Origin of the sequence: Paenarthrobacter sp. YJN-D (assembly GCF_015040335.1) — a bacterium.
GTDB lineage: Bacteria > Actinomycetota > Actinomycetes > Actinomycetales > Micrococcaceae > Arthrobacter > Arthrobacter nicotinovorans.
The window spans coordinates 1,487,342-1,513,258 of the sequence record NZ_CP053549.1 but is presented as its reverse complement, the minus strand read 5'-3'; the positions used below and the strand labels follow the sequence as shown (position 1 = coordinate 1,513,258).

Sequence of the window (25,917 nt, the reverse complement as noted above, 5' to 3'; positions counted from 1 at the left end):
GGCTATGCACTCCTGCGGCGGGTGATGACGAACTGCAAGGCAGAGACCAGCACGATCAGTCCGAAGAAGATGTAGGAGATGGCTGCGGAGTATCCCAGCCGGTATCCGGTAAACCCGGTTTCGAAGATGTACTGGACCACGGGCCTGGTCGATCCGCCCGGACCGCCGGACGTCATCTGGTAGATCTGGTCGAAGACCTTCAGGGAAGCGAGGATCTGCAGCAGCACGATCATCACCGTGGTGGGGGTGAGCTGTGGCAGCGTGATGGAGAAGAACTGCCGCCAGGCTCCGGCACCGTCCAGCGATGCCGCCTCATAGTGCTGAGCGGGAATGTTTTGCATTGCCGCCAAGTACAGAAGGAAATTGAATCCCACGGTCCACCAGAGCGTTGCAATCACGATCGACCACATGGCCACATTGGGATCGTTGAGCCACCCGATCTTCGGGATGCCGAACTTGGACAGGAAATCGTTGATCAGTCCGAGCTGCGGGTTGTACATCCAGACGAAGAACAGGGAGACAACCGTTGATGCCAGAAGGAAGGGCGCGAAGTAGGAAAGCCGCCAAAGCCACTGGGCGGGAAGGCCGATGTTCAACAGCGCAGCCATCACCAACGCCACCAGCACCAATGGCACGGTGCTGATCACGGTGAAATAGAGCGTGTTTCCCAGGGAACGCCACATACCGGCATCGGCAAAGGCCTCGGAGTAGTTGGAAAAACCAATGAGGACGTCGTTGGCTCCCGTGAGGGATTTGCCCGTCAGGCTCATGTAGAAGCCGTACAGGATTGGCCACACAAGGAACACGAGGAAGAAGACGAGGAACGGCGCCGCGAAGGTCCAGCCGCTCACGTTGTCCCTGCTGCTGCGCAGGGAGGGCCCGGTCTTGGTGCCGGGAGTGGGTTTTGTCCGTACTTGGCTGGTCTGCCGGGACACTGTAGAGGAACTCATGAAGGACTCCTTTGTCGCTCGGTGTGCTGTGCCGGTCAGACCGGGTTGGGCCGGGATAGAAGGTCGTTGGTGCGGGCCACGAAACCGTCCCACCCCTCAGCTGCTTTGCTGCGTCCCAGAAGTACGTTCTGGATGTACTCGGCAAAATAGTTCTGCCAGTCCGAGCCTGATCCGCTGAACCAGGCCTCGGGGTCGTAAGCGATGATGTCTGCGGCGTTGGCATAGTGGACTTGAGGGGTGAGTTCCCGGTATGCCTGCGACTGCACTACGGGCTGGTATGCCGGGATGTGCCCCGCCTCGGCCCACGACAACGAACCCTTGAGGATGTCGCTGACGAACTTGTAGGCGTCCCTGCGTTTTTCTTCATCCACCGCGAGTTGCCGTGGAAGCACGAAGGAATGCGAATCGGCGTACGACGCAGGCGTCCCGTAGAGCGTCGGGATGGTGGCAGCGTCAACCGGAAGCTTGGCCTTCTTCATGGTGGGCAGTTCCCAGCCGCCGCTGAAGAGCATTCCCGAGTCGCCCCTGACAAACTCGGCGATACCGGTGTTGATGTCGTTGCCCTTGGCCGCGATCGTGTCATCAAAGAGCGACGCCATGAATTCCAGTGACTCAACGGCAGCGTCCCTGTCGGCCTGCATGGGCTGACCTGGAGTCAGTACGATCTCGGCCCCGTGCTGCTTGTAGAGCGTGTAGAACAGGCGCCACATTTGCGAGCCGAGGTTCAGGTATCCGAAGGAGAGGCCGTGGGCCTTGGTGACCTTTTGCATCTCCAGTGCCATGGCTTTGAATCCGTCCGGCGAGTTCACTTCCTGCAAGAGGCCGTTGCTTTCCAGGAGCCCCGCTTTACCGGCGATGTCCGTGTTGTAGAACATGATGAACGGGTGGGAGTCCAGTGCGAGCGAGAACACCTTTCCGTCCTGCTGGCTCTTTTCCCAGATACGCGGGGCAAAGTTCTCCGGCGTGATGCCGTTCTCTGCCAGCAGGCCCAGGTCCCAGGGCTCGATGAGGCCGCCGGGGGCGTAGCCGGGAACCCGACTGGCATGCATGATGGCTACTTCCGGCGGCCGTCCGCCGGCCGATGCCATGGCCAGCTTGGTGTAGTAGGGCGGTCCCCAGGCCAAGACCGTGGGGTGGACCTTGAAGCCCGGATTGGCGCTGTTGGCGTTGGCGATCATGGCCTGCATCTTGGTGCCGTCTCCTCCGGAGAGGAGGTGCCAGAAGTTGATGGTCGGGACGGCCGCGGCTCCCGCCGATCCGCCGCATCCTGTGAGGCCCGTGGCCAAAAGCCCGCCGCCCAGCAGCGCCGAGCCTGTCAATAGCTGTCTCCGGGACAAACTTCTCCCGGTCAAAGTTTCAAACTGCTTCACCCGTCACTCCTTTGGAAGGGTCCGCTGAAAGGACACACAATGCTGCACGAAAGTCCGACTTCGCTGCGTCTCCACGCGTGGGTAAAAGGTGGCCCCCGGGTGACGCAGGTCTCACATTACATCGTTGTAATAGGCAGGGCAAGAGAAATTGTTAGCGCCAACAATTTCTCTTTTCGGGAACCTATCGGGTGCTGTCCCGCTCTTCGATGCTGTACGGAACGGACACTATGCGCTGTCCATGGCCCCTGTCCGCCATACGTTCGGTGAGCAGGCGCAACGCCTCGGAAGCGATCATGCGTTTGTCAAAGGACACGGTGGTGAGCGACGGTACAGCGAACCGGCCATCGGCAATATCGTCAAAACCGGCCACAGCAATGTCTTCGGGAACCCGCACGCCGCGCTTCCACAAAGCGTTCAAGGCACCAAGGGCCATTGAATCCGTGAAGCAGAAGAGTGCCTCCGGCAGCGGGTTGCTGTCGAGATACCGCATGACGGACTCAGCCGCGGAGCCAGGCGTCCATTCATCGCAGGCGATCATGAGGGATTCGTCCCGCGGGATGCCCAGGGAGCGCAGGGCTGCCTCATATCCCTGGGTCCGTTGGATGGCGGTGGCCGATTTCCTTCCCTGGTTGATGCCCAGTACCGCTATGCGGCGCCGCCCCGGGCGGGCCAGGGCCAAGGTCATATCCCGGGCCGCGGCAAAGCTGTCCACAAAAACGCGGTCGGCGAGTTCTTGCGACACCTCACCCAACAGGACCACCGGAGGCAACGCCACACCCACCCGCACGGCACTCTCATCGAGAACAACGGGATTCAGGATCAGGCCATCGATCAGGTTGGCCCGCGCACGTGTCATCAGTTCCTGTTCCCGTTGGGGGTCGGAACCGGTTTCTTCAATCTGCACGCTCCAGCCCCGGGCATGGGCAACTTCAACGAGGCTTTGGGCGAGTTCCGCAGAGAACGGGGTGCCGAGGTTGGGCAATGCCAGGCCGATCACACCCGAGCGTCCATTGCGCAGTCCACGGGCCGAGAGGTTGGGGACGTAGTCCAGCTCCTGCATGGCCTGCTCAACCCTCAGCCGCGTAGGTCCACTCACCGGAACGATTCCGTTCATGACATTCGAGACCGTTTTGGGTGAGACCCCCGCGCGGCGCGCTACGTCTTTGACCGTTGCGCGCAAGACGCCCCCTTGCTGCAATGTTTTACGGATTTTCCCGTTTTCCACGATGTTACCGCCCGGTTCCCCGGGTACCGCGTCGGGACCCGGTTTGCTGACAGATCACTGTAAAGTGTCTATATGCCCAGGATCACGGCCCCCACCAACGCTGCCCAACGCGCCGAGACCCAACGTCGGATTCTCACGGCCTTCGGCGAGCTCCTCTTCACCCATGGCCTGCCCGGATTGACCATGACCGATGTCGCCCGCCATGCAGGCGTTGGCCGCACAGCCGTCTACAACTATTACGCGGACATGGAGCAGCTCCTCATCGCGTACGCCCTGGACGAGACCGAACGTTTCATCGTCGACCTCCGGGAATCCCTGGCCGCGCTCCAGAACCCGGTGGACCGGCTGGCCCTCTACGTCCGCGCGCAGGTGGAGGACCTCAGCCGACGCCACCTGCCGCCGGGTCCGGCCATGGCAGCCGTCCTCTCCCCCGGCTCCTTCGCCAAGCTCGCCGACCACGTGGGCGACCTCAACGCCTTGCTCGAGGACATCCTCCGGGATGGTGTCCACCAGGGCTACCTTCCGGACATCGACGTCACCCAGCTCGCGCGGCTCATCCACGGCACACTGTCGGCAAGTGCCGCGCGACGCAACCGGACGCCCGACGGCGGGACTCCCCCGCCGCCCCCGGCCTCCGACGTCGGGCTTCTTGCCGCGCAAGAGGCGCAGACAGCGCAGACTGTGCGTTTCATCCAGTTGGGTGCGGGTGCGCGTTTCGACGACGCCGGCAGGCCGGTCCTGCTGGCCACCGCTACCCCAACTGTTTAGCGCCACCCAAACGGGCTGACGCCACGCAAATCCCCGCGTCGCCCACGACTTTGAGTGGCGAAAACCGGCAAGCGTGTCAGCCTGCGGGTCGTGTGGGGATGATGGGCCACTTGGAGTTGTCCGCGATCCGCAGTTCCTCACGCGGACAGAGGAGCTTGCCGGGAGTCTGATCCACCAGCTGCGGCTCCACCAGACCCTCATAACCCGGGGTGATGATGACGTCCACCGATTCGTCTTCGCGGTTGTCCTGGAAATAGTCAGTCCCCGCCAGGTTGCGCTGGATGTTGAAGGCGGCTGCTTGGCCCTTGACCCCGGACACCACCACGCCGATGCCTGAATATGTGGTGTCACTGTTGCCCACGGACGCCACTGTGTATCCACGGGCAGTGAACTGGTCGGCTACCGTTGCCGCGAGTCCGCCGCGGGACGTGGCATTGAGGACGTTGAGCCGCACGGTGTTGTTGGGCACGTAGTCGAAAGTGGTGGAAGGGCACAGGCTGGTGGGGGCTTTGCTGGCAATCGCCGTCGGGACTTTGATGACGCCGTTCATGACCGCCCAGGCACCAACTGCTCCCGCGGCGATCACTCCGAGCAACACCACCAGGACAATGCCGTGGAACAAACGACGCCCGAAGCTGCCTCGCCGGACCGGGGCGTCGTCGGCAAAGGTTGCCCGTAGCTCCGGCCCCGTCACAACACGGTGGCCATGGAGCTGCGTCACATCTTTGGGACGCTTACGTTTTTTTGGCCGGGAGTTATCCTCCCCCGGACCGGACAGCCTAGCCATCGATGACCAATACACGTGCGTGGATGGCAGTCCTTTGGTGCAGCGCCGTGCGGACCGCCCGGTGAAGACCGTCCTCGAGGTACATCACGCCCTGGTACTGGACCACGTGCGGGAACAGATCGCCAAAGAAAGTGGAGTCCTCCGCCAGCAATGCCTCCAGGTCCAAGGTCCGCTTGGTGGTGACCAGATCGTCCAGGCGGACAGGGCGCGGGGGCAGGGCAGCCCAGTCCCTGGGCGCGGAGTATCCATGGTCAGGGTACGGGCGTCCCTCGCCCACAGCTTTGAAGATCACCCTGCAAGACTATGGAAGATACCGCCGTAACGGAACTTGTGACCCGCGGCACAGGCAGGTTGTAGCCAAAAGGTGACTATCCTTCGCGGGGCGTCACAGACGTCATAGCTGTGTGGTGGGTCTGCGGGACTGACAGAATAGGGGCATGACCCAACCGTTCCCAGGTACTGACCGTGCCGCTGCCCGCACCGAGCCCGCACTGGCCCTGCTGCTGGACGTCGATGGCCCCATAGCCAGCCCTGTGACGCGCGACGTCAAACCGGACATCATCGCCGACATGTTGGCCCTTGCCTCAGCCGGAATCCCGGTCATCTTCAACACGGGCCGCTCGGACGCGTTCATCGCCCAGCAGGTCATGGAACCCATGATCGCCGCCGGCATGCCCGCCAACACGGTGATCCACGCCATTTGCGAGAAGGGAGCCGTGTGGTTCAGCTACACCGCTGACGGCCCCGGCCCCATCCACGTGGACCACGAACTCGCGGTACCGAAGGCCTACGGCGACGATATCCGCCGGCTGGTGGCCGAGGATTACTCCGCCCACATGTTCTTCGATGAGACAAAGCGCGCCATGGTTTCCGTGGAGCAGCACCTGAACGTAGCCAGCGCGGATTACCTGGCTGAACAGAAACTCTTCGACGCCGACGCCCTGGGCATCATGGAACGGCACGGCCTCAGTGCCGCCATCCTGGACCATCACGCGCCCGGATCCGATGACACCGCGGACTACCGTCTGGACCCCACCATCATCTCCACGGACATCGAGTCCGTGCGCCTGGGCAAGGACCTTGGAGCAAGCCGGGCCGTTGAACTCCTGGCCGCCCAGGGCATCACCCCGCTCTCCTGGCGCACCGTGGGAGATTCCCGGACGGACTACGCCATGGCAGACTGGCTACACCACAACGATCATGACGTGAAGCACGTGGATGTCCGGCCCGCGGACGGCGTACCGGTAAAGCCCTACACCATCCTGACTGCCGCAGACCTTGACCTTACAGAGGACGTGATCCACGACGACGCCGGCGGAGCGTTCCTCCGCAGCTGGCGCGAGGCCCTGGCCATCTAGCGGCGACGCAGCACCACCTACACCCAGAAACACCGAAGATCCCGGAGAAACAGCCATCACACAAGCACAGGTCGATCCGATTTACCACGGCAGCCCTTCCGTCGAAGAGGACACGATTGCGGAGGCGGTTTCGCCTGCCGTCGTCGCGCATCTCAAGCACAGGTCCGACGTCGTCCGTCACCGTGGGCGGTACGCCCTGATCAACAGCGACCTGACACCTCAACAGGCCATGGTTTCGGACCTCCTGGCTGTGCGGGCCGCGCTGGATGCCGCAGGCATCGATTTCATCCTGGTGCGGGGCAACGATGAACGCCCGGTCATCGCCGTCGACTGGGAGTCCCGCAAGGACGTCCGGGATGCACTGGCTGCTGCCTTCAAGAATGAGCCCTTCTACGCCATGACGGTGGACGCCAGGAAGAAGACCTCCGTGCTGGTGGCCGACGGCGAACTCTCGGCCAACAGGAAGGCCCGGATCTTCCGCCTGTACCGCCCCCGCGTCGAGGTCGGCGGCGGGCTTTGGTACGGCCCCGCCTTGGGCGTCCAGCTTGAGCTGTGGAGGTTCGAAGGCGACCACCTGGAACTCCCCGTGGAGAACTCACTGACGCGCCGGACCATGCTCCGGCAGGACGCCGTCCGCGGAACCGTGCAGCGGCATGGTTTGGCTTGGCCCACTATCGAGAACATGTTCGCCGACCACGCCAGTGACATCGATTTCGACGTCGACATCGTCTTTTCCTGGGTTGATGGCAGCGATCCCGAGTACATCGCACGCAGGCGCGCCCAGCAGGCCGAAGCCGTCCTTGGTGAAGGCGATGACCATGAGGCCCGTTTCCGGCAGATCAACGAACTCAAGTACGCGCTGCGTTCGGTGCACATGTTTGCGCCGTGGATCCGGCGGATCTTCATTGCTACCGATTCTCCCGCCCCTGAGTGGCTGGCCGACCACCCTGCCGTGACGATCGTTCGGAGCGAGGAATTCTTCGCCGATCCTTCCGTGCTGCCCACCCACAACTCCCAGGCAGTGGAGTGCCAGCTCCACCACGTCGAGGGCCTGTCCGAGCACTTCCTGTACTCGAATGACGACATGTTCTTTGGCCGGCCCGTGGGACCGGACATGTTCTTCACGCCCGGCGGCATCACCAAGTTCATCGAGGCGGACACCCGCATCGGCCTGGGCGAGAACGACGCCGAACGCAGCGGCTTTGAGAACGCCGCCCGCGTCAACCGCAAGCTTCTCTGGGAACGGTTCGGCCGCATCACCACGCGGCACCTGGAGCACACCGCTGCCCCGTTACGGCGCAGCGTGGTGGCACAGATGGAGAAGGAATTCCCCGCCGAGTTCGCCAAGACCGCAGGCAGCCGTTTCCGCGCCGCGGACAACATTTCGGTCACCAACTCGCTGTACCACTATTACGCCCTGCTGACCGGCCGCGCCGTGACGCAGACCGCCGCCAAGGTCAGGTATGTGGACACCACCATGTGGGCCGGGCTGCACTACCTGCCCAAGCTTTTGGCCAAGCGTCACATGGACTTCTTCTGCCTGAACGACGGCAGCTTCCCTGAGGTTGACTCGGAAGAACGAGCTGAGCTGGTGACCGACTTCCTGGAGAAGTACTTCCCGGTCAAGGCGCCTTGGGAGAAATAAGCGGCAAGGACGATGTCAGGGTTCCCGGGGAAGTGTGGGCCCCCACACGGGACTCGTGCGGAATGCGGATGCCGGCAGCGGCCAGTCGCCGCTGAACCTCCGCCGCGTCCACGGGTTCGCCCACGGTGACACCGCCGGACATCGGCACCACGGAGTGCACAATGGTGTGCTCGTACACGTGGATCATGTTGTAGGACTGGGCGCCGTCGCGTCCCCGTTGCCCGCCCGCGCGCACGCCCAGGTCCTGGGTGTAACACGTCGCCGAGGCGACGGACACCGGGATGCCGGCGAAGCTCGCCGTCGTGGAGTAATGCAGGTGTCCACCCAGGATGGTCCGGACGTCGGTATTACGGACGACGGCGGCCAGAGCGGCCTGGCCGCGCAGCTCCACCAGGACCGCGAGGTCCTGCACGCACGGGACCGGCGGGTGGTGCAGCGCCAGGATGGTGCCGTCCGGCGCCGGGGTCGCGAGCTCGGCTGCCAGCCAGTCCAGCTGGGCCTCGGACAGTTCACCGTAATGGTGGCCCGGGACCGTGGTGTCCAGGGTAATGATGCGGAGTCCATCGACGAAGTAGCTGCGGTCAACAGGGTCCTGCGGCTGGCTTGCCTCCGAGGCGTCCATGAAGGCGGTGCGGAAGTTGGCCCGGTTGTCATGGTTTCCCATGGCCCAGATCGCCTTGGCACCCAGGGCGTCGCAGACCGGCTCTATCATGACGCGGAGGCGCTTGTAGGCTTCGAGCTCGCCCTTGTCCGCGAGGTCGCCGGTAAAAATGATGGCCGCGGGCTTGATCCGGGAAGCAATGATCTGTTGGCAGATCTCCTGCAACCGGGCAGAACTGTCGACTGAGCCGTGGAGCGTGCCTGGACCACCCACCAGGTGAAGATCGCTCAAGTGCAAAAGCACATGACCTGGGTGGGGGTACTCTGCCTCGATGAGCTCCATAGCTTGCCTTAGCGTTTGGTGGGAGACGGCGTCTCCCGTGTCAATCCAGTAGGGCCAATCCAACCAGACAACAAGCCAACAACTGGCTAATTTCCGGCGGAATGTTGGAAAATTACTTTCCTCCCTTCAGGTTTGGCGGCTTACGCCAACGCCTTTTCCACTGCCGTCAAAAGGTCTTCGGAGTCAGGCTCCACTGCGGATGGGAATCTCCCCACGAGTTCTCCCGCCCGGTTGATGACGAACTTTTCGAAGTTCCACTTCACCTTGACGGGCTGGCCGTCGTCGTCCCGGGTGAGCTCGGCGAAAAGGGGGTGCTGCTCCTTGCCCAGGACGTTCGCCTTGCTGGTCAGCGGGAACGTGACACCAAAGTTACGCTCGCAGAACTCCGCGATCTCCGCATCTGCACCCGGCTCCTGGCCGCCGAACTGGTTGCAGGGGACGCCGAGAATCTCCAGTCCCTGCCCGCGGTACTTGCCGTACAGTTCCTCAAGGCCCGCGTATTGACGGGTGAAGCCGCACTCCGAAGCCACATTCACCACCATTACAGCCTTGCCCTGGAACCGTCCGAAGTCACCTTCGGAGCCGTCATTGAACGTGATGGGAATGCTGTAAAGGCTGGTCATGGGATTCGCTTCCTGACGTCTTCGGCTGGCGGGATCGCCGCCATCGAGCTTACGGGAGCCGGCTGAGGGCCACGAAATGCAGGCCCTTGCGGTTTTTAGGGAGCGGGAATGACGAGCGTGGACAAAGGCACGATTACGCCGTCCGGCCGCTGGACCAGGTCCGGTGCGATCAGGATGTAACCGGGCGGGAGCGTCACAACCGGAAGCGCGGACGGGAGGACCGCCACCGGCGTCGGCGCGGGTGCCGGGGCCACAGGCGTCGGAGCGGGTGCCACGGCTTGCGTAACCGTAGGAACGATCGGTGCCACCGCAGGTGCCGGCTCCACGACCGCAGGTGCGGGTGCGGGCTCCACGACCGCGGGTGCGGGCGGTGCGGGTGGTTCGACGACGGCGGCCGGCGGCGGTGCGACAGCTGACTGGACGGTTGGTGCCTGGACGGTTGATACCGGATCCGTCGGCGCAACCGGAGCTGTGGTGGTTTCAGGAACCGCGGGCGGGGACGTCGGAGTATCGGTGGGTGTCGGCGTGATTGTCGGCGTAGGGGTAACCGTCGGCGTCGGGGTGACCGTCGGCGTCGCGGGGGCTGTCGGCGTCGCCGTCACGGACGGTGACGGTACCGGCGTCGTGGTTTGTGTCGGTGACGTCACCACAGGGCCGGGCGGGTTGACTGACGTGACGGGCGGGACCACCACTGGTGGCGCGACGGGTTCTTCGTGTTCGCCGCCGATGACGGCGCGGTTGGTGCCGTCGGCAACGGGGACGGCCCACTGGGGCGCGGAGGCTCCCGTGCCAACTCCCGGCTGGTAGTTCACGAACGTCATGGTTTGCAGCGGATCCACCTGCTTTATGGGCAGGTACGTCCAACCGTTGGGGTTGGTGTGGAGTCCGTTCACGATTGTTTCGAAGTGGAGGTGGCATCCCGTGGACCAACCGGTGGTGCCAACCTCGGCAATGACTTCGCCGACGCGGACCGACTGGCCCTGCGTCACTCCGATGGCTTGAAGATGGTTGTAGGTGGTGACCAGGCCGTTGCCGTGTTCGATCTCCACCCGGTTGCCGCCACCCCAGATGTGCCAGCCAACCGCGCGGACCACGCCGGCGTCGGCCGCATAAACACGCGTTCCGCAAGCTGCAGCGTAGTCCTGCCCCCAGTGGAACTCACCGGCCAGCCCGGTCAGTGGGCTGTAGCGGTAACCGTAGGGGGAACTAGGATTGAGGACTTCGAGAGGGGCGTAAAGGCTGCCGGCGGGCGGACGGGAGAGTCCGGCCGAAGCCACCGTCAGCCCGGTGGAACCGTCCTTGCTTACTGTCCGGACCATCGCCCGGTCAAAGAAGACCATTGGCGTGCCGGGCGTTTGCTCGGGGGGCGCCTGTGTGGGGTCAATGACCATGGTTTCGGCTTCCGGCGGGGTAAGGCTCCCCAATGCCGTGGGGCCTACGACGCCCTGGGCAACTGTTCCGTCCACATTTCCTACGGGGACGGACGTCAGGGGCTGGAAGCCGAAGGCGAAGAAGGCCAGGGCCGCAAGGCATCCGGCGATAAGAACGCGGCGGAATTTTTCAGTGCGGATCAGGTCAATCGCCCGGTCTGATTCATGATGCTTGCCCACAAAACACTCCCCAAAAGCCAGCGGCACCAAACCCCAGCCTGGCGTGCAAGCACCATTGTTGCGGGTATCACCTCAGAAATAAAGGCTTCGCGGGCGCCGTGGAGCGAAAGGTTGGATCAGTTTTTGCTCAAGACGTCTTGAGCTTCGCCGGGGGCGCTTTTGCTGTGGATACTCATGGAAACCGACAGGCTCAAAAAGCACCCCTACCGTCGAGTGAATGCGTTGCGTTAAGGGCCCCTTTACCGGCAGTTTTGCGGGCGGCCTCACGGGCGGGCCTTCGCGCGGGCGGGTCTTCGGGAAACCCTGGAACGCAGGGAGTATTGATGCGCGCCGAGTGAGTATCGACGGTGGCCGGTGGAGGACCCTTGGGTTCTTGCCGTGATTGCACGACTTAGCGGAGGGGGCATCGAAATGCAGGAATGGAAGACCGTGAAAATAGACACCGGCATCGACATCTACTTCTGCGACCCGCGCTCACCCTGGCAACGCGGCATCAACGAAAACACCAATGGCCTCCTGCGCCGGCACTTCCCCAACGGCACCGACCTGAGCATCCACAGCGCCGAAGACTTAGACTGGGTCGCACAGGAACTCAACGACCGACCACGCAAAAGACTAGAGTTCAGAAAACCGATCGAACTGATCGAAGGACTCCTGTTGCAATGACAGCCTGAATCCGCCGATCCCTTTGCGGGAAGCGCCACATGACTAGAAGTCTTGCTACGGTAACGGCACCATGAGCGTTTCAGAAAGACTCCAGCAATCAGCCGATCGGTTCCTTTGCGGCGACGAGTCCATGCATGCTGCACAGGCGTTGGAACGAGCTCTTATCGACGAGTATCTCGGCGACGACCGGACGGAAGCGTTGCTGTACGTTCTTTCGCTGTATTCGCCTGGAAGCAGTGTGCCGTACTCCGAGGCATCAGACGTTCGTCCTCTGGTTCTTTCAACACTGGAAAGTCTGGCCAAAAAGGGTTGATCTAAGGCGACTGTGATGGGCGCACTGTAAAGGATCCTGGCCGAACGCAGGACCCTCTTATATGCGCAGAAGCGTGTCGCGCACAGATACGTGCTCACCGACCTGCACCACTAATTCGCCGCCCAGTCCTTCCCAGCGCGACCAGACGCGGAACTCAATGACGCCGCGCTCGTCGCGCACGCTGATCTTGACCGGGGTCTCTCGCTCGACAGCAAGCCGCACTACGGCACCGTCCAGCCAGCGGACGCTCATTGATCCAGCGATCTCATCCCAGGTCAGTGTCACAGTGCATCCGTCGTTAGCCCTCGCGACCAAGGAAACTACCCCAGACTGATCAGACGGCTCGACCGCAATCCCGAGGCCACTCAGGTCTCCAAGCCTCGGAACCTCAAGCTGCGCGCTCATAAGCACATGTTGTCACACGCGCGGCAAATGACGGGGGCTCTGCTGCACGTTGAGCGATCCTTGGATCCTTCACCGGGCACTCCCACCGCAGCCCTGCAGCGGCTGGAGGGGCAACCCTGTACGGGCGCCAGCAAGCATCCGCCGCCGAAAGTGAATTGAGCTGAGAGGATAGGGACCATGCGAGGAAATGTGTGGGCGTGGGCCAGCGCTCTGATTGGGGCTGCAATTGTGGTGCTGATCTTCTTTTACGGCACCGAATACGGGACCTGGATCGACGAAGCTGGCTCCCTTAGGGTTGAGCCCCCAACCTTTATCCTTCCGTTCGCCATCGGCGGACTTGGCTTTGTGCTCCTGATCGGTGGCGTCATCGCGGGATCAAAGGGAATGCCGAGCGCCGCAAGTTCCGGCCGCGAAGCTAGGCGCTAACGCTAGCGGTCACATCAGAGCAAACGCGCTCCTACTGCGTCGTAGAGCGCAGAAGTACTTAAGCCGATCGCCCTGCGGACGCTAGGGCCCTTTCACACGGGTAGTGAATTGGAGCTGGATGCTCTTGAGCTCGGCGCGTGGAAGCACGGCCGTCACGACGCCGCCGGTTGCTAGTTGGGCGCCGACGCCGTAGACGAACGGGTCCGTATCAACCTCCGCACCGGGCACACTGACTCCATTGATGACGATTCTGGCCTGATTGTTGACCACCCGACCGGTTATTGGGGGTGCGTGTTGGTCCCAAGGTTTGCTGCCCGGCCAAATCTCCTGCCGGTACTGATTCATCAGGATGTGGTTGACATGGTCAACCAGGAGGCATTGAACCGATGAGCGCTCGGATGGAGCGCGGTGCCAGACGGTTCGCACGGCCTCCCACAGTTGCGGGTAGCGCAGTCGCTCCACCTGCTCGATCAGCCAGCGCGGCCGGGGCCATGGCGGAACTTCCTCGATCGATCTGCGTGTTTTTTCGTCGAGGTCTGCAAGGTTTACCGGGTCTGAGCGATCATCCGGGTTTCGCCAGAGAGTGTAGGTGATGCTCGCGGTCATATCGCTGTATCCACGATCATCCAAGCAATAGGTCAGCCCGACGGAGTCCGTGTCCTCCAGCGAAGGTTGGGGCGCGAGTCCAATGATCGGAATGGGCATGAGTTTGAGATTGTCGGCCCATGCGACACGGGGGTCGGGGGCGTCCTCAGGAAGAATGCCGGCCTCCCTCATGGCTCGACTATGAACCAACGTAGGGCACGTGTAAACGGGACCAGGTTTTCGGGTGTCAATGTTCCACTGAGGGAGCCCCCCGGGACGCCCGGGGTTTGCCCGCGGCCGGATCAGCCCAGGTTTTCCTTGAGCAGCGCGCGGTGTTCGACGGCGGCGGTGGAGTGGAGCGCACGGCCCGCCTCAGTAAGTTCCAGGAACAGCGAGCGGCGGTCCTCTTCGCAGGTCTGCCGGGACACCAAGCCCGCCTTTTCCAAGCGGTCCACCACTTTGGAGACAGCACTTTGCGTCATGGGGGTCCGCTCCCCCAGGGACTTCATGCGGCACGACGACTCTTCGCTCTCGGCCACGAGGTCAAGGATTTCGAACTCATTGAGGCCGATGTCGAATTTGGCTTCCAGGGCGCGGTCGATTGCTCCTGCGGTTCGGAAGTAGGAGCTCTGGATGTCGCGCCACTGCTCGACCAGTTCACGGTCTTCCAGCTGGCGGTCACGCGTCGTTGCCATGCCCCGATTCTAGTTCATGAACCACTTAAAATCCACGTCATAAGATTCCGCGTCATATTCCTTGTCATTGAATGACGTGTCATATAGATTGATCGCATGACCTCACCCACCACCCTCAAAACCTCTGCCGAGCCGCTCTTGGTTTCAGCTGTTCGCTGGACACGGGCCCAATGGCTCCTGTTGATGGTCGTCTGCACCGTCCTGGCCTTGGACGGGCTGGACGTATCCATGGTTGGCGTCGCGCTTCCATCCATCGGACAAGAACTCCACCTCGGAACCGATTCGCTGCAGTGGATCGTCTCTGCCTACGTCCTTGGTTACGGCAGCCTGCTGCTCCTTGGTGGCCGCCTCGCGGACCTGCTGGGCCGCCGTCGAATCTTCCTCATCGCCTTGACGGTGTTTGCCGCAGCGTCGCTCCTTGGCGGCCTGGTGGACGACCCCGCTGTCCTGATCGCCACGCGTTTCGTGAAGGGCCTCGCAGCGGCCTTCACCGCACCTACCGGATTCTCGATCATCACCACGAACTTTGCCGAAGGACGCGAGCGCAACAAGGCGCTGTCCATCTTCACAACGTTCGGAGCCAGCGGATTCTCGCTGGGACTGGTGGTCGGCGGCCTGATGACCAGCCTCAGCTGGCGCTGGACCTTCCTGGTCTCCGTCCCGATCGCCGTCGTCGTGGTCCTGCTGGGTATCAAATTCATCCCCAAGGACAAGCCGTCCGCCGAAAACAGCGGACACGACATCTGGGGTGCGGTGACGCTGGCACTGGGCATGCTCGGCCTTGTGTACACCTTGGTTTCAGCACCGGAGCAGGGCTGGGGATCTGTGGCAACAATCGCCGGGTTCGCAGTTTCTGTCGCCGTGCTGGCAGCCTTTGCAATCATTGAAAACAAGGTCAAGCATCCGCTGATCCGTTTCGGCATCCTGAAGGAAGGCTGGGTAGCAAGGGCCAACCTCAGCGCCGTGGGACTGTTCGGGTCCTACCTGAGCTTCCAGTTCATCGTCACCATGTTCCTGCAGTCCGTCCTCGGCTGGACACCGTTGGGTATGGCGCTGGCTCTGCTGCCGGCCGGCCTTCTGGTGGCCACCAGCGCACCGTTTGCGGACCGGCTCATCGAAAAGTTCGGGGCTACGCAGCTGATCCTCACCGGCCTTACCGCCCTCGGCCTGGGTTACGTCCTCTTCCTCCGCGTGGGCACAACTCCGAACTACGCCCTGGACATCCTGCCCTCGGTGGTCCTGCTGGGCGTCGGTTTTGCCCTGGCCTTCCCTTCCATCAACGTCCAGGCCACAGCCGGGATCAAGGACTCCGAACAGGGACTCGCTGCGGGCCTGATCCAAACGAGCACCCAGGTTGGGGCGGCGCTGGTCCTCGCCGTCACCACCGCATTGGTCAGCGGTCACGGCCAGGCCGCGGGAACAGTCAGCGCCCAAGCCATGCTGGAACAGTACCGTCCGGGACTTATCCTGAGTGCCGCCGTCGCAATTGCCGCCCTGCTGGTGGCCGCAGCGCCTTCCCGTCGTCGCGTCCGCCCCTAACCCGGAGTTTTTGTACAGCTAATGCCCTTATGAGCCCTTCATAAGGGCATTAGCTGTACAAAAACTCCCTCTGTACGGTCTGGCGAATCTGCGGTCTCATGGGATGCATGAGGAATTACCTCACTGAGTACCGCCACGAATTGCAGCGCACGTTCACCGGCACGTCGGGGACGCCGCCTGAGTGGGTGCCGCGCCTGGCGGAAGGGAACGACGCCGGATATCACCTCCCGGGCTCGGCCGTCTGGGCGGTTCACGGCCACGTCGCCACCATCGTGGCAGGCATCCGGGTCCTGCTGATGCAGGCCCTCCACCCCGGCGCGCTGGCCGGAGTGTATGAGCACTCGGGTTTCCAGAAGGACCCCTTGGGTCGCCTGGCTAACACGGTCCGGTGGATCTTCACCGTGACCTACGGATCCACCGAAGCGGCCGAGTCCGCAACCGCCGTGGTGCGCAGGATCCACGAACGCGTCCGCGGGACCTATGTGGACGGGCTCGGCGTCCAACGACCGTACGCGGCCAATGATCCCGAACTCCTCCGCTGGGTCCACGTCACCTACGCCGACTCGTTCCTCACGGCCAACCGCATTTGGGGTGCTGCCATCCCGGGCGGGGCCGACGCCTACGTCCGCGAATGGGCTGCGGCAGGCCGACTCATCGGCGTTCAAGATCCGCCGCTCACCGAAGCGCAGGTCCGTGACGAGCTGGAGGGTTGGTACGCCTCTGGCATCCTCCGGGCGGATGACCGCCTGGCAGAGACCGTCTCGTTCATTCGGCACCCTCCCCTGAGCCCGCTCCTCAAGCCCGGCTACCGCATACTGTTCGCGGCCGCCGTCGCAAGCCTTGAACCGAAGTACAGGGAACTGCTGGGGCTCCAGCGAGCCCGGCTGGGCTTCGTCCCGCTGCCGGTCATCACGGCGGCGAGGGTGGTGCTGGGCATGGTCCGGCTCGCTCTGGGATCACACGGCCCCAGCGAACAGGCGGCGCGGCAAAGACTGCAACGTCTCGGCTACGCCGCCTGACATCACTCAGGGGCGAGCTCTCACCCTTTTGGGGAACCCGCGAAATGCAGAAAGCCAACCCCTCAGCGGGACCTCACCTTGTGTGGGGTTCGCCGAGGGGTTGGCTTTCAACCTTTTACGGGCATTTATTGTGCCGAGAGCTCACCCCTCGGCGCGCGAACTAGATCAGGTGATCCGACAGGTGGTTCGGGGTGCCGAAGCGGTGGGCCGTGATGGACACCGCCTGCTCGCGGAGGAACGGCAGCATCTCGATCCGTCCGGCCTGGGTCACGGCGCCGTGGTACACCGCGACGTCGGGACGGCCACCCATCGCTGCGCTCAGCGCGGCGAAGTCGCCACCGATCAAGCGGATCCGGCCGGCGTCGAAGTTGGCCGCACGGCCCAGCCACGCGGCGTCGTCCTCGATCCGCACGTTGACGCCCAGACCGGCGAAAGCGGTCACCACAGCGTCAGGAAGTGCGACGGCGGAGCTCACCGTGAGCTTCGAGCCCGCCACTGCACCGGCTGCCACAACGCGGATCAGCTCAGCGAGCCGCTCGCCTTCGGAGAGGCGGATGGTCACGGGCAGGGACCGGTATCGGAAGACGTTGCGCTCTGCTGTCAGGGCGGAGACGTCCTTGCAGGTGCCGAACTCGGATTCCCAGGCTGCTGCGTCGCTGAAGAGTGCCTTCTGGAGGGTCTCGTATTCCTCGGCGGTCACGTCAGCGGACTTGGCTGCAGCGAGGAGCTGGGCAGCAGCACCCTGAAGGACGGTGCCCCGCTGGCCCTTGGCCTCGGCTGTTACCCACGAGCCGAGCCCGATCAGGTAGTTCGGTCCGCCTGCCTTGGTTCCTGCACCGACGGCCGACTTCTTCCAGCCACCGAACGGCTGGCGCTGCACAATCGCACCTGTGATGCCGCGGTTGACGTACAGGTTTCCGGCCTGGATCTTGTCCAGCCAGACACCCATTTCAGCTGAGTCCAGGGAGTGCAGGCCGGCGGTGAGGCCGTATTCGATCTCGTTCTGGATGGCGATGGCTTCTTCGAGGGTTTCAGCTGTCATGACACCCAGCACAGGGCCGAAGAACTCGGTCAGGTGGAAGTAGGAGCCACGCTTGACGCCCGAACGGATGCCCGGGGACCACAAGCGGCCGGTCTCGTCGAGGCGCTCGGGCTTGATGGCCCAGGTTTCGCCGTCGCCCAAGGTGGTGAGGGCGTTCAGGAGCTTGCCGTTGGCGGGCTCGATGATCGGCCCCATCTGCGTGGTGGCGTTCTCCGGGTAGCCAACGGTCAGGGAGCGCGCGGCGTCGATCAGCTGGTTGTGGAAGCGGGCGCTCTTCGCGACCGAGCCCACCAGGATCACCAGCGAAGCGGCCGAGCACTTCTGTCCGGCGTGGCCGAACGCCGAGTACACGACATCCTTGGCTGCGAGGTCAAGATCGGCGCTCGGGGTGACGATGATGGCGTTCTTGCCGGAGGTCTCGGCGAGCAGCGGCAGGTCCTGGCGGAAGGAGCGGAACAGCTCAGCGGTTTCATAGCCACCGGTGAGGATCACGCGGTCAACGCTCGGGTGCGAGACCAGCTGGGTGCCCAGTTCACGCTCTTCGAGCTGCACCAGCGCCAGAACGTCACGCGGCACACCGGCTTCCCACAGGGCATCCACCATGACCGAACCGGACCGGCGGGCCTGCTTTGCAGGCTTGATCACGACGGCGGAACCTGAGGCGAGCGCTGCGAGCGTCGAGCCTGCGGGGATCGCCACCGGGAAGTTCCACGGTGGTGTCACCACGGTGAGGTTCGCTGGGACGAATGTGGCGCCGACGACCGTTTCCAGGTCCTTGGCGCGCTCGGCGTAGTAGTGCGCGAAGTCGATTGCTTCGCTGACCTCGGGGTCGCCCTGGTCGATGGTCTTGCCGGTTTCGGAAGCCATGACCTCCAGGAGTTCGGCGCGTCGGGCCTCAAGGACTTCACCGGCGCGGTGCAGGATGGCTGCCCGCTCGGCGGCGGGACGGGCGCCCCAGGCCTTCCCGGCGTCAACGGCGGAGGCAATGATCTGCTCGAGTTCGGCGGCGTCGGAAACCTTGGTGGATTCGACGATCTTGTTCCCGGCCGTGGATCCCGGGATGCGCTTGAGGATGTCGCGGCCCCAGGCACGGTTTGCCGGGAGTGCCGGGTCGGTGTCAGGGGTGTTGCGGAAGCCCTCGGTGGGGGCGGGTTCGGCCGGAAGGCGGCGGTCCTGCTGGCGGTTGGGCCCCGGAACTTCACTCTTCATGTTGGCCAGTGAGCTCAGGAAGCGCTGCTGCTCGCGCTTGAAGAGACTCTCATTTTCACTGAGTTCGAAGACCGCGGACATGAAGTTTTCCTGGCTGGCACCCTCTTCGAGGCGGCGGATCAGGTAGGCGATGGCGACGTCGAACTCGCCCGGGTGGACCACCGGTGTGTAGAGCAGGAGGCTGCCGACATCCTTGCGGACCGCGGTGGCCTGGCCGGTTGCCATGCCCAGGAGCATTTCGAACTCGATGCCCTCAGTAACCCCGCGCTGCTTGGCCAGGAGCCAGGCGAAGGCAACATCGAAGAGGTTGTGACCGGCGACGCCGATGCGGACGGCGTCAACGCGCTCCGGGGTGAGGGCGTAGTTGATGACGTTCTTGTAGCTGGTGTCCGAGTCCTGCTTGGTGCCCCAGGTAGCCAGCGGCCAGTCGTGCAGCGAGGCTTCGACCTGCTCCATGGGGAGGTTGGCACCCTTGACGACGCGGACCTTGATGGGTGCGCCACCTTCGGCGCGACGGGCAGAGGCCCACTCCTGCAGTTCCTGCATGGCACCAAGTGCGTCAGGCAGGTAGGCCTGGAGGACAATGCCGGCTTCCAGGTTCTTGAACTCCGGCATGTCCAGGATGCGCTTGAACACCGCGATGGTCATGCTGAGGTCCTTGTATTCCTCCATGTCCAGGTTGATGAACTTGGGCTTGGGGAAGGACGCTGCGAGGCGGTAAAGCGGGGTGAGCTTCTCAACAACGTGGTCGACGGCTTCGTCGAAGGCCCACGGGGAGTGCGGAGCAACTGTGGAGGATTCCTTGATGGAGACGTAGTCAACGTCCTCGCGGGCCAGCAGCTTCAGGGTGCCTTCCAGACGACGCTGGGCTTCGTGCTCGCCTAGGACGGCTTCGCCGAGGAGGTTCACGTTCAGGTGCACGCCGTCCTGGCGGATCTTGGCGATGGCCGGACCGAGCTTGGCGTCGGTGGCGTCAACGATCAAGTGGCCCACCATCTCGCGGAGCACGCGGCGGGCGATCGGGATGACAATCTGCGGCAGGATCGGGGCCATGACGCCACCCACCCGGACAGCGCTGCGCATGTACCAGGGAAGGAACTTGGGAACCTTCGGGGCGAGCTCGGCGAGTTTACGGCCGGCGACCGACAGGTCCTCGGGGCGGATGACGCCGTCGACGAATCCAACCGTGAAGTCAAGGCCGTTCGGGTCCTTCAGGACGCCGGCGAGGCGCTGGGCGGAGACGTCCACGGGGATCTTGCCGGCTTCAGTCAACCAGTGGCGGACCAAGGCAATGGCTTCCTGGGCCAGAGCATCGAACTGCCCCGATTCCTCGGTGCGCGGGGCGGTGGCATCCGGGAGGGTGCTGGTCATGGGGGCTCCTTCTGAGACGGAGAAGTTTGTTTGTTTCCATCAGTATGGATCTACAATCTCATTAGGAAAAGCGATCTTTTCTGACGAATATTGATTACTCATCCCGAACCTTTGGAGGCCGCCTTGCTGGATGTCCGCAGGCTGCGTTTGCTGCACGAGCTGAAGATCCGCGGGACCCTGGCCGAGGTCGCCGACGCGATGCAATACAGCCCTTCATCGGTATCCCAGCAATTGACGCTCTTGGAGAAGGAAGCCGGGGTGGAACTGCTGCGCAAGGCGGGCCGCCGGGTCCAGTTGACGCCCCAGGCCGAGATCCTCGTGGCACACACCGCGGCGCTGCTGGAGACCCTGGAACGGGCGGAAACCGAGCTCGCTGCATCCCTGTCCATGGTGACCGGGACCGTGCGCCTCGCCGTGTTCCAGTCCGCAGCACTGGCGCTGCTGCCCGATTTCCTCAGCATTATGCGCCGGGAGTACCCGGAAGTGCGCGTGGAAATGACCCAGCGCGAGCCCGAGACCGCCCTCTACGAAACCTGGGCCCGCGACTTCGATCTGGTGGTAGCCGAGCAATACCCCGGCCATGCCGCGCCGCACCACAGCGGACTGGACCGGGTCACGCTGACCAGCGATGCCATCCGGCTGGCCACTCCCCCGGTCGGGCTGGGCGGCGAAACAGTTGCGACCCTGGCCGACACGGCCTCGATGCCGTGGGTCATGGAACCCCGTGGTGCCGCTTCAAGGCACTGGGCCGAGCAGGCGTGCCGCTCCGCAGGCTTCGAACCGGACGTGCGCTACGAAACGGCCGACCTCCAGGCGCAGATCCGGCTCATCGAGTCCGGAAATGCCGTGGCCCTCATGCCGGACCTCGTCTGGACCGGGCGAAGCAGGACGGTCCAGCTCCTGGATCTCCCGGGCCTGCCGAAACGGACCGTGTTCACCTCCACCAGGACAGCCGGCAGAATCCACCCGGCCACCGCAGCGTGCCGCGAGGTACTGGAACGCGTGGCGGCAACCCAACAGCAGGACGCCGAACAACAGGCGGACGCAGGCTAGCCAGGCTCAGCCGCCGCGTCCAGGGAACGCAAAAGGCCCCGGTCCACTGGACCGGGGCCAAACGCGGAGAATGGGGGATTTGAACCCCCGAGGGCGTTAACCCAACACGCGTTCCAGGCGTGCGCCATAGGCCGCTAGGCGAATTCTCCTTGCTTCCGATTCGAAAGCAGATACTACTGTACCTGAGAATTTCGGCATCGTGTAATCGGGCCGAATCGCCCCTTTTGCCCAGTCAGGGGAGCACGCCGCTTAACGGAAAAATGGACGCCCCCAACGCGCCCATTCTTGCGGCACAACCGTTGAGCTACCGGGTCCGGCCCCTCGCCCCCAGGCCCCGCAGCTCACAACCTTGAGATTGCCCCAATCGGTGTACATACCCATGGTCCGCTGCCACCCCTTCTTTTGCAATGGTTGAGACCGCTTTGTAGCCTAATTTGCTGACAAGATGTCCCCATGACGCAGCTTCATGCCTTGGTGGTCTACGTGCCCGAGTCGCATCTCGAAGAGGTCCTGCTGGCCATCGGCGACGCCGGCGCGGGACGGATAGGCGACTACTCCCACTGTTTCTACACGTCCCCGGGCACAGGCCGGTTCACTCCCCAGCCCGGCGCGCAGCCCTTCGTGGGAGCGGTCGGCATCGAGGAGCAGGTGCCCGAAACCCGGGTTGAGTGCGTGGTTGAGGAGGCAGCGCTCGACGGCGTGGTGCTGGCCCTGCGGGCGGCGCACCCATACGAGGAACCGGCCTTCATGACGTGGCCGGTGAACGGCTGGCGGTGACCCAACCACCCGCCGTCGAGCGTTATCCACAGCCGTCCGCACCGATTCGAACCCCGAACCAAGTTCGGGTAAGCTTATCGACGGCCCCTCATGTGGCGTCATCCTGTTGAACTCCCCCAGGACCGGAAGGTAGCAAGGGTAGATGGGCTCTGGCGGGTGCATGAGGGGTCACTTACTTTAACTGTCAGTCCCTATAGGTAGGTTTCACTTGTGACTGTTACAACTGCCCTGTATCGAAGGTATCGCCCGGACTCTTTCGCGGACGTTATCGGGCAGGAACACGTCACAGAGCCACTGATGACGGCACTCCGGAAGAACCGCGTGAACCACGCCTACCTCTTCTCCGGTCCGCGCGGCTGTGGCAAGACCACCTCCGCGCGCATCCTGGCACGCTGCCTGAACTGCGCCGAAGGCCCCACTGACACGCCTTGCGGCAAGTGCCCCAGCTGCATCGAACTTGCCCGCGGCGGCTCGGGCTCCTTGGACGTCATCGAGATCGATGCCGCCAGCCACGGTGGCGTGGACGATGCCCGCGATCTTCGTGAGCGCGCCACCTTCGCCCCGGTCCGGGACCGCTACAAGATTTTCATCATCGACGAGGCCCACATGGTCACGTCTGCCGGCTTCAACGCTCTGCTGAAGATTGTGGAGGAGCCGCCGGAACACATCAAGTTCATCTTCGCCACCACGGAGCCGGACAAGGTCATCGGCACCATCCGCTCCCGCACGCACCACTACCCCTTCCGGCTGGTGCCACCCGAGCCGCTGATGCACTACCTTGAGATGCTCTGCCAGCAGGAGAACGTTCCTGTTGCCCCCGGCGTGCTCTCGCTCGTTATCCGCGCTGGCGGGGGTTCTGTCCGGGACACCCTTTCGGTGCTCGATCAGCTCATGGCCGGCGCCGGCCCTAACGGCCTGGACTACGAGCTCGCCGTGGCGCTGCTCGGCTACACCCACGCTTCGTTGCTGGACGACATCGTCGACGCCGTCGCTGCCGCCGACGCCGCCACCGTTTTCCGCGCCGTGGACCGCGTCATCCAGACCGGCCACGACCCCCGGCGCTTCGTCGAGGACCTGCTGGAGCGCTTCCGCGACCTCATCATCGTGCAGGCGATGCCCGAAAGCGCCCAGGCCATCCTTCGAGGAATGCCCGCCGATCAGATCGCCCGCATGCGCAACCAGGCAACCAACCTGGGCGCGGCTGAGCTGTCCCGGGCCGCGGACGTCACCAACACCGCGCTCACGGAGATGACGGGCGCAACCTCGCCCCGGCTCCACCTTGAGCTGCTGTGCGCGCGCATCCTGCTCCCCAGCGCTGAACAAACCGAGCGTGGTATCGCCGCGCGCATCGATCGCGTGGAACGTCGCCTGAACTACGCGGGCGACGGCGGCACACCGGCTGTTGCTGCCGGCGCGCCTACAGCTGCGGCTGCTTCGGCTGTTCCGCCGGCGGCCGCGCCCGTTACACAGTCGGCCCCGGCCCCCACGGCTTCTCCCACACCTGCAACTGAGCCCGCAGCAGTCGAGCAGGTCCCTGCGGCTTCAGTCCCTGCCGTTCCCGAATCATCCACCGCAGCTGGTCCGCGCGATGCCATCTCAGCACCGAGGGTGTCCACCAACGATTGGCCCGTCGAGGAACGTACGTCTTCCGGTCGCGCTGGCCAGGCCGCTGCGGCCCCGTCTGCTCCGAGTGCTGCGGCTGCTCCGACCCCGGCACAAACCCCGCAGCCTGAGCCTGTCCAGGCATCTGCTTCCGCAGCGCCGCAGACGCAGCCATCACAAGCAACGCCCCCGGCAGCGCCGTCGCAACCAGCGCCGTCACAACCAGCGCCGTCACAACCAGCGCCGTCTCAGGCGATGCCCTCTCAGGCAGTGCCGCAGGCACAGCCGTCCCCGGCCGCATCTCAGGCACCTGCGTCAGCGCCGCAACCTGCGGCTGCCCCGGCTCCGAGTGCTGGAGGCAGCGGGGACGTCGAGGCCCTTCGCCGGGCATGGCCGGATGTGCTCCAAACGCTGACCAAGATCAAGCGCAGCACGTGGGCCCTCGTTGAGCCCAACGCTCAAGTTGCCCAGTTCGACGGCCAGGTGCTGACCCTCGCGTTCACCACCGGCGGCCTTGCTGGTGCCTTTGGACGCGCAGACCACTCCGAGAACCTACGCCAGGCAATCCACAAGACCATCGGCATCGACTGCCAGATCGTCGCAGTGGCCGGCGGCAACAGTTCAGCGAGCTCTGAGCCAAACCCAAAAGCGCCTACTAGCCGGGAGAGTCCGGCTGCTTCAACGCCAACGGCTGCCCCGGCACCGGCTCCGGTGTCTTCGGTCGACTCGGCGTGGGGCCTCGCTCCAGCCACCCCTGCCTCGGGGACCGTTCCATCGGCCGGCCCTCACGCGGGCACAGTTGCGTCCTCGGCGCCATCCCGTGCAGCTGATGTGGCTCCTGCAGAGCAGCCCCAGCCACCGGCGACCCCCGTCCCGGCAGCAGCATCAGTTCCTGCCACTACGGCGCCGGCTCAGGCAACCGGTCAGACGCCCACTCCGGCTTCTGCTCCCGCTCCAGCTACAACACCGACACCGACACGACCACCGGCCCCCGCTCAGGCTGCGCCTGTGCCTGTGCCTGCCGTCGTCGAGACCGCTCCCTCCTCCGCCGGAGAGTACTCCTACCCTGACGACGACTGGGGTCCGCCCCTGGACGAGGACGCCCCTCCACTGGAGGAAGAGCCGCCAGCTGATTGGGAGCCACCGTACGGCCACCAGGGGGAACCCCGGAGCTACCCACAAGCAGCCTCCGCCTCCTCTGCCGCCCCAACACCTGCACCAGCACCAGCACCTGCACCAGCACCAGCAAGCGCGCCCACACGCACAGCCGCGCCTCAAGCCACCACGGCACACGTCTCCTCGGATGACCCGTGGTCCCGCGCGGTGGAACAAGCTCCGGGCACGTGGGTGGTCGGCACGGAATCCAACGTCGGCAAAAACCCGCAGGCAGCAGAAGAAACCGTCGTTCCAGCAGCGGACACCCCGGACTATGAGCCCGCCGCGGCACAGGTCCCGGAGCCGGCCCCCGCCGCATCGTACGGTCACCCAACCAACGCCGAAGAGAACCCAAGCTCCAGCTGGGACGTCGCACCGGCGTCGAACTGGCCTGGAACTCAGGCGCCCAGCGCGGCCGTTTCGGGTGCACCGGCCGCCGGCAGCATCCCCACGTGGCCGTCGTTGGCGACCCAACCTGAGGAAGCACGCGGTTCCGTCGCCACGCTCGAGGACGACGCGCCGTCGGGCAATCCGAACGGACGCCAGAGCCTGTACCAACGGCTCACTAACAGCCCCGAAGCCCAGGCAGGACGTGTGCAGGCGCCTGTTCGGGCGCAGGCAGCGCCGGCCGCCGCGCCGGAGGACATTCCCAGTCCCGAGGACGAAACCATCGAAGAGTCGAGGGTCTTTGGGCGGGCTGCGGTGGAGCGTATTCTGGGCGGAAAGCTGATCGAAGAGCGCGCCTTGGACGGTTCTCCCCTGCAAACCCGCTGATCCCGGC

General features: G+C 64.1%; 22 protein-coding genes, 1 tRNA gene, 1 other RNA gene and 1 pseudogene. 12 read left to right on the top strand and 13 right to left on the bottom strand.

Features of this window, described 5'->3' with window-relative positions; genetic code table 11:
* Positions 1-2: 2 nt before the first annotated feature.
* The 3 genes from HMI60_RS07220 to HMI60_RS07210 form a co-directional block, all read right to left on the bottom strand.
* Complete coding sequence (locus tag HMI60_RS07220; RefSeq protein ID WP_079581607.1) at positions 3-950, bottom strand: carbohydrate ABC transporter permease; 948 nt, start codon at positions 948-950, stop codon at positions 3-5.
* Between the two features lie 35 nt (positions 951-985).
* The gene (locus tag HMI60_RS07215) at positions 986-2,320 is read right to left on the bottom strand and encodes an extracellular solute-binding protein (RefSeq protein ID WP_193590836.1); all 1,335 of its coding nucleotides are present in this window, start codon (positions 2,318-2,320) and stop codon (positions 986-988) included.
* 181 nt (positions 2,321-2,501) lie between these two features.
* A complete protein-coding gene (locus HMI60_RS07210; protein ID WP_039239608.1) occupies positions 2,502-3,500 on the bottom strand; it encodes a LacI family DNA-binding transcriptional regulator in 999 nt (332 codons plus the stop codon).
* A 117-nt stretch (positions 3,501-3,617) separates the two neighbouring features.
* On the opposite strand from HMI60_RS07210, the gene HMI60_RS07205 reads away from it, so the two are divergent.
* Entirely contained in the window at positions 3,618-4,313 is a 696-nt protein-coding gene (locus HMI60_RS07205) for a TetR/AcrR family transcriptional regulator (RefSeq protein ID WP_018778075.1), read from the top strand.
* A 76-nt stretch (positions 4,314-4,389) separates the two neighbouring features.
* On the opposite strand, the gene HMI60_RS07200 is transcribed toward HMI60_RS07205, so the two are convergent.
* Both HMI60_RS07200 and HMI60_RS07195 read right to left on the bottom strand, forming a co-directional pair.
* On the bottom strand, positions 4,390-5,034 hold the full coding sequence (locus tag HMI60_RS07200; RefSeq protein ID WP_020608530.1) for a LytR C-terminal domain-containing protein: 645 nt from the start codon (positions 5,032-5,034) through the stop codon (positions 4,390-4,392).
* A gap of 58 nt (positions 5,035-5,092) precedes the next feature.
* On the bottom strand, positions 5,093-5,392 hold the full coding sequence (locus tag HMI60_RS07195) for a type II toxin-antitoxin system VapB family antitoxin (protein WP_018778077.1): 300 nt from the start codon (positions 5,390-5,392) through the stop codon (positions 5,093-5,095).
* Between the two features lie 145 nt (positions 5,393-5,537).
* Here HMI60_RS07195 and HMI60_RS07190 point away from each other — a divergent pair, with 145 nt between their 5' ends.
* Both HMI60_RS07190 and HMI60_RS07185 read left to right on the top strand, forming a co-directional pair.
* Positions 5,538-6,458 carry a hypothetical protein gene (locus tag HMI60_RS07190; RefSeq protein WP_193590835.1) on the top strand — a complete coding sequence of 307 codons (921 nt, stop codon included), beginning with the start codon at positions 5,538-5,540 and terminating at the stop codon, positions 6,456-6,458.
* Between the two features lie 229 nt (positions 6,459-6,687).
* Complete coding sequence (locus tag HMI60_RS07185) at positions 6,688-8,103, top strand: stealth family protein (protein ID WP_370584099.1); 1,416 nt, start codon at positions 6,688-6,690, stop codon at positions 8,101-8,103.
* On the opposite strand, the gene HMI60_RS07180 is transcribed toward HMI60_RS07185, so the two are convergent.
* The 3 genes from HMI60_RS07180 to HMI60_RS07170 form a co-directional block, all read right to left on the bottom strand.
* Positions 8,081-9,046, bottom strand: a complete 966-nt coding sequence (locus HMI60_RS07180; protein ID WP_018778080.1) for a phosphodiesterase — start codon at positions 9,044-9,046, stop codon at positions 8,081-8,083. The genes HMI60_RS07185 and HMI60_RS07180 overlap by 23 nt on opposite strands.
* 140 nt (positions 9,047-9,186) lie before the next feature.
* Positions 9,187-9,669 carry a glutathione peroxidase gene (locus HMI60_RS07175; protein WP_018778081.1) on the bottom strand — a complete coding sequence of 161 codons (483 nt, stop codon included), beginning with the start codon at positions 9,667-9,669 and terminating at the stop codon, positions 9,187-9,189.
* Positions 9,670-9,764: 95 nt separating this feature from the next.
* Positions 9,765-11,279, bottom strand: a complete 1,515-nt coding sequence (locus tag HMI60_RS07170; protein WP_193590834.1) for a M23 family metallopeptidase — start codon at positions 11,277-11,279, stop codon at positions 9,765-9,767.
* 402 nt (positions 11,280-11,681) lie between these two features.
* Between HMI60_RS07170 and HMI60_RS07165 the strand changes: the two are divergent.
* Positions 11,682-11,945 (top strand): annotated as a pseudogene (locus HMI60_RS07165) (IS30 family transposase); the annotation flags it as partial.
* 70 nt (positions 11,946-12,015) lie between these two features.
* Positions 12,016-12,258, top strand: a complete 243-nt coding sequence (locus tag HMI60_RS07160; protein WP_193590833.1) for a hypothetical protein — start codon at positions 12,016-12,018, stop codon at positions 12,256-12,258.
* A gap of 57 nt (positions 12,259-12,315) precedes the next feature.
* On the opposite strand, the gene HMI60_RS07155 is transcribed toward HMI60_RS07160, so the two are convergent.
* Positions 12,316-12,543 (bottom strand): hypothetical protein, encoded by a 228-nt coding sequence (locus tag HMI60_RS07155; RefSeq protein WP_193590832.1) that lies wholly within the window; start codon positions 12,541-12,543, stop codon positions 12,316-12,318.
* A 297-nt stretch (positions 12,544-12,840) separates the two neighbouring features.
* Here HMI60_RS07155 and HMI60_RS07150 point away from each other — a divergent pair, with 297 nt between their 5' ends.
* Positions 12,841-13,089 (top strand): hypothetical protein, encoded by a 249-nt coding sequence (locus HMI60_RS07150; protein ID WP_155845926.1) that lies wholly within the window; start codon positions 12,841-12,843, stop codon positions 13,087-13,089.
* An 81-nt stretch (positions 13,090-13,170) separates the two neighbouring features.
* On the opposite strand, the gene HMI60_RS07145 is transcribed toward HMI60_RS07150, so the two are convergent.
* Both HMI60_RS07145 and HMI60_RS07140 read right to left on the bottom strand, forming a co-directional pair.
* The gene (locus HMI60_RS07145; RefSeq protein ID WP_193590831.1) at positions 13,171-13,866 is read right to left on the bottom strand and encodes a hypothetical protein; all 696 of its coding nucleotides are present in this window, start codon (positions 13,864-13,866) and stop codon (positions 13,171-13,173) included.
* Between the two features lie 110 nt (positions 13,867-13,976).
* Entirely contained in the window at positions 13,977-14,369 is a 393-nt protein-coding gene (locus tag HMI60_RS07140; RefSeq protein ID WP_018778087.1) for a MarR family winged helix-turn-helix transcriptional regulator, read from the bottom strand.
* 96 nt (positions 14,370-14,465) lie between these two features.
* Here HMI60_RS07140 and HMI60_RS07135 point away from each other — a divergent pair, with 96 nt between their 5' ends.
* Positions 14,466-15,908 (top strand): MFS transporter, encoded by a 1,443-nt coding sequence (locus tag HMI60_RS07135; protein WP_193590830.1) that lies wholly within the window; start codon positions 14,466-14,468, stop codon positions 15,906-15,908.
* Positions 15,909-16,006: 98 nt separating this feature from the next.
* Positions 16,007-16,927, top strand: coding sequence for an oxygenase MpaB family protein (locus HMI60_RS07130; RefSeq protein WP_079581615.1), 921 nt, complete (start codon positions 16,007-16,009; stop codon positions 16,925-16,927).
* Positions 16,928-17,087: 160 nt separating this feature from the next.
* Here the strand turns inward: HMI60_RS07130 and HMI60_RS07125 are convergent, their stop codons facing one another.
* Positions 17,088-20,549, bottom strand: a complete 3,462-nt coding sequence (locus tag HMI60_RS07125) for a proline dehydrogenase family protein (protein WP_193590829.1) — start codon at positions 20,547-20,549, stop codon at positions 17,088-17,090.
* Between the two features lie 123 nt (positions 20,550-20,672).
* On the opposite strand from HMI60_RS07125, the gene HMI60_RS07120 reads away from it, so the two are divergent.
* Positions 20,673-21,602: a LysR family transcriptional regulator gene (locus tag HMI60_RS07120; protein WP_055977164.1), complete on the top strand. Its 930-nt coding sequence runs from the start codon at positions 20,673-20,675 to the stop codon at positions 21,600-21,602.
* Between the two features lie 64 nt (positions 21,603-21,666).
* On the opposite strand, the gene HMI60_RS07115 is transcribed toward HMI60_RS07120, so the two are convergent.
* Positions 21,667-21,751, bottom strand: a tRNA-Ser gene (locus tag HMI60_RS07115).
* A 304-nt stretch (positions 21,752-22,055) separates the two neighbouring features.
* Between HMI60_RS07115 and HMI60_RS07110 the strand changes: the two genes are divergently transcribed.
* The 3 genes from HMI60_RS07110 (at position 22,056) to HMI60_RS07100 (ending at position 25,910) form a co-directional block, all read left to right on the top strand.
* A complete protein-coding gene (locus tag HMI60_RS07110) occupies positions 22,056-22,379 on the top strand; it encodes a hypothetical protein (RefSeq protein WP_039239596.1) in 324 nt (107 codons plus the stop codon).
* Positions 22,380-22,458: 79 nt separating this feature from the next.
* Positions 22,459-22,555: signal recognition particle sRNA small type (ffs, locus tag HMI60_RS07105), an RNA gene on the top strand.
* Positions 22,556-22,589: 34 nt separating this feature from the next.
* On the top strand, positions 22,590-25,910 hold the full coding sequence (locus HMI60_RS07100) for a DNA polymerase III subunit gamma and tau (protein WP_193590828.1): 3,321 nt from the start codon (positions 22,590-22,592) through the stop codon (positions 25,908-25,910).
* Positions 25,911-25,917 lie beyond the last annotated feature (7 nt).

Coding starts and splice junctions, on each gene's coding strand:
- HMI60_RS07180 (WP_018778080.1), bottom strand. CDS start 9,046: ATGGAGCTCATCGAGGCAGAGTACCCCCACCCAGGTCATGTGCTTTTG.
- HMI60_RS07160 (WP_193590833.1), top strand. CDS start 12,016: ATGAGCGTTTCAGAAAGACTCCAGCAATCAGCCGATCGGTTCCTTTGC.
- HMI60_RS07220 (WP_079581607.1), bottom strand. CDS start 950: ATGAGTTCCTCTACAGTGTCCCGGCAGACCAGCCAAGTACGGACAAAA.
- HMI60_RS07175 (WP_018778081.1), bottom strand. CDS start 9,669: ATGACCAGCCTTTACAGCATTCCCATCACGTTCAATGACGGCTCCGAA.
- HMI60_RS07145 (WP_193590831.1), bottom strand. CDS start 13,866: ATGAGGGAGGCCGGCATTCTTCCTGAGGACGCCCCCGACCCCCGTGTC.
- HMI60_RS07110 (WP_039239596.1), top strand. CDS start 22,056: ATGACGCAGCTTCATGCCTTGGTGGTCTACGTGCCCGAGTCGCATCTC.
- HMI60_RS07125 (WP_193590829.1), bottom strand. CDS start 20,549: ATGACCAGCACCCTCCCGGATGCCACCGCCCCGCGCACCGAGGAATCG.
- HMI60_RS07205 (WP_018778075.1), top strand. CDS start 3,618: ATGCCCAGGATCACGGCCCCCACCAACGCTGCCCAACGCGCCGAGACC.
- HMI60_RS07130 (WP_079581615.1), top strand. CDS start 16,007: ATGGGATGCATGAGGAATTACCTCACTGAGTACCGCCACGAATTGCAG.
- HMI60_RS07140 (WP_018778087.1), bottom strand. CDS start 14,369: ATGGCAACGACGCGTGACCGCCAGCTGGAAGACCGTGAACTGGTCGAG.
- HMI60_RS07150 (WP_155845926.1), top strand. CDS start 12,841: ATGCGAGGAAATGTGTGGGCGTGGGCCAGCGCTCTGATTGGGGCTGCA.
- HMI60_RS07190 (WP_193590835.1), top strand. CDS start 5,538: ATGACCCAACCGTTCCCAGGTACTGACCGTGCCGCTGCCCGCACCGAG.
- HMI60_RS07135 (WP_193590830.1), top strand. CDS start 14,466: ATGACCTCACCCACCACCCTCAAAACCTCTGCCGAGCCGCTCTTGGTT.
- HMI60_RS07185 (WP_370584099.1), top strand. CDS start 6,688: ATGGTTTCGGACCTCCTGGCTGTGCGGGCCGCGCTGGATGCCGCAGGC.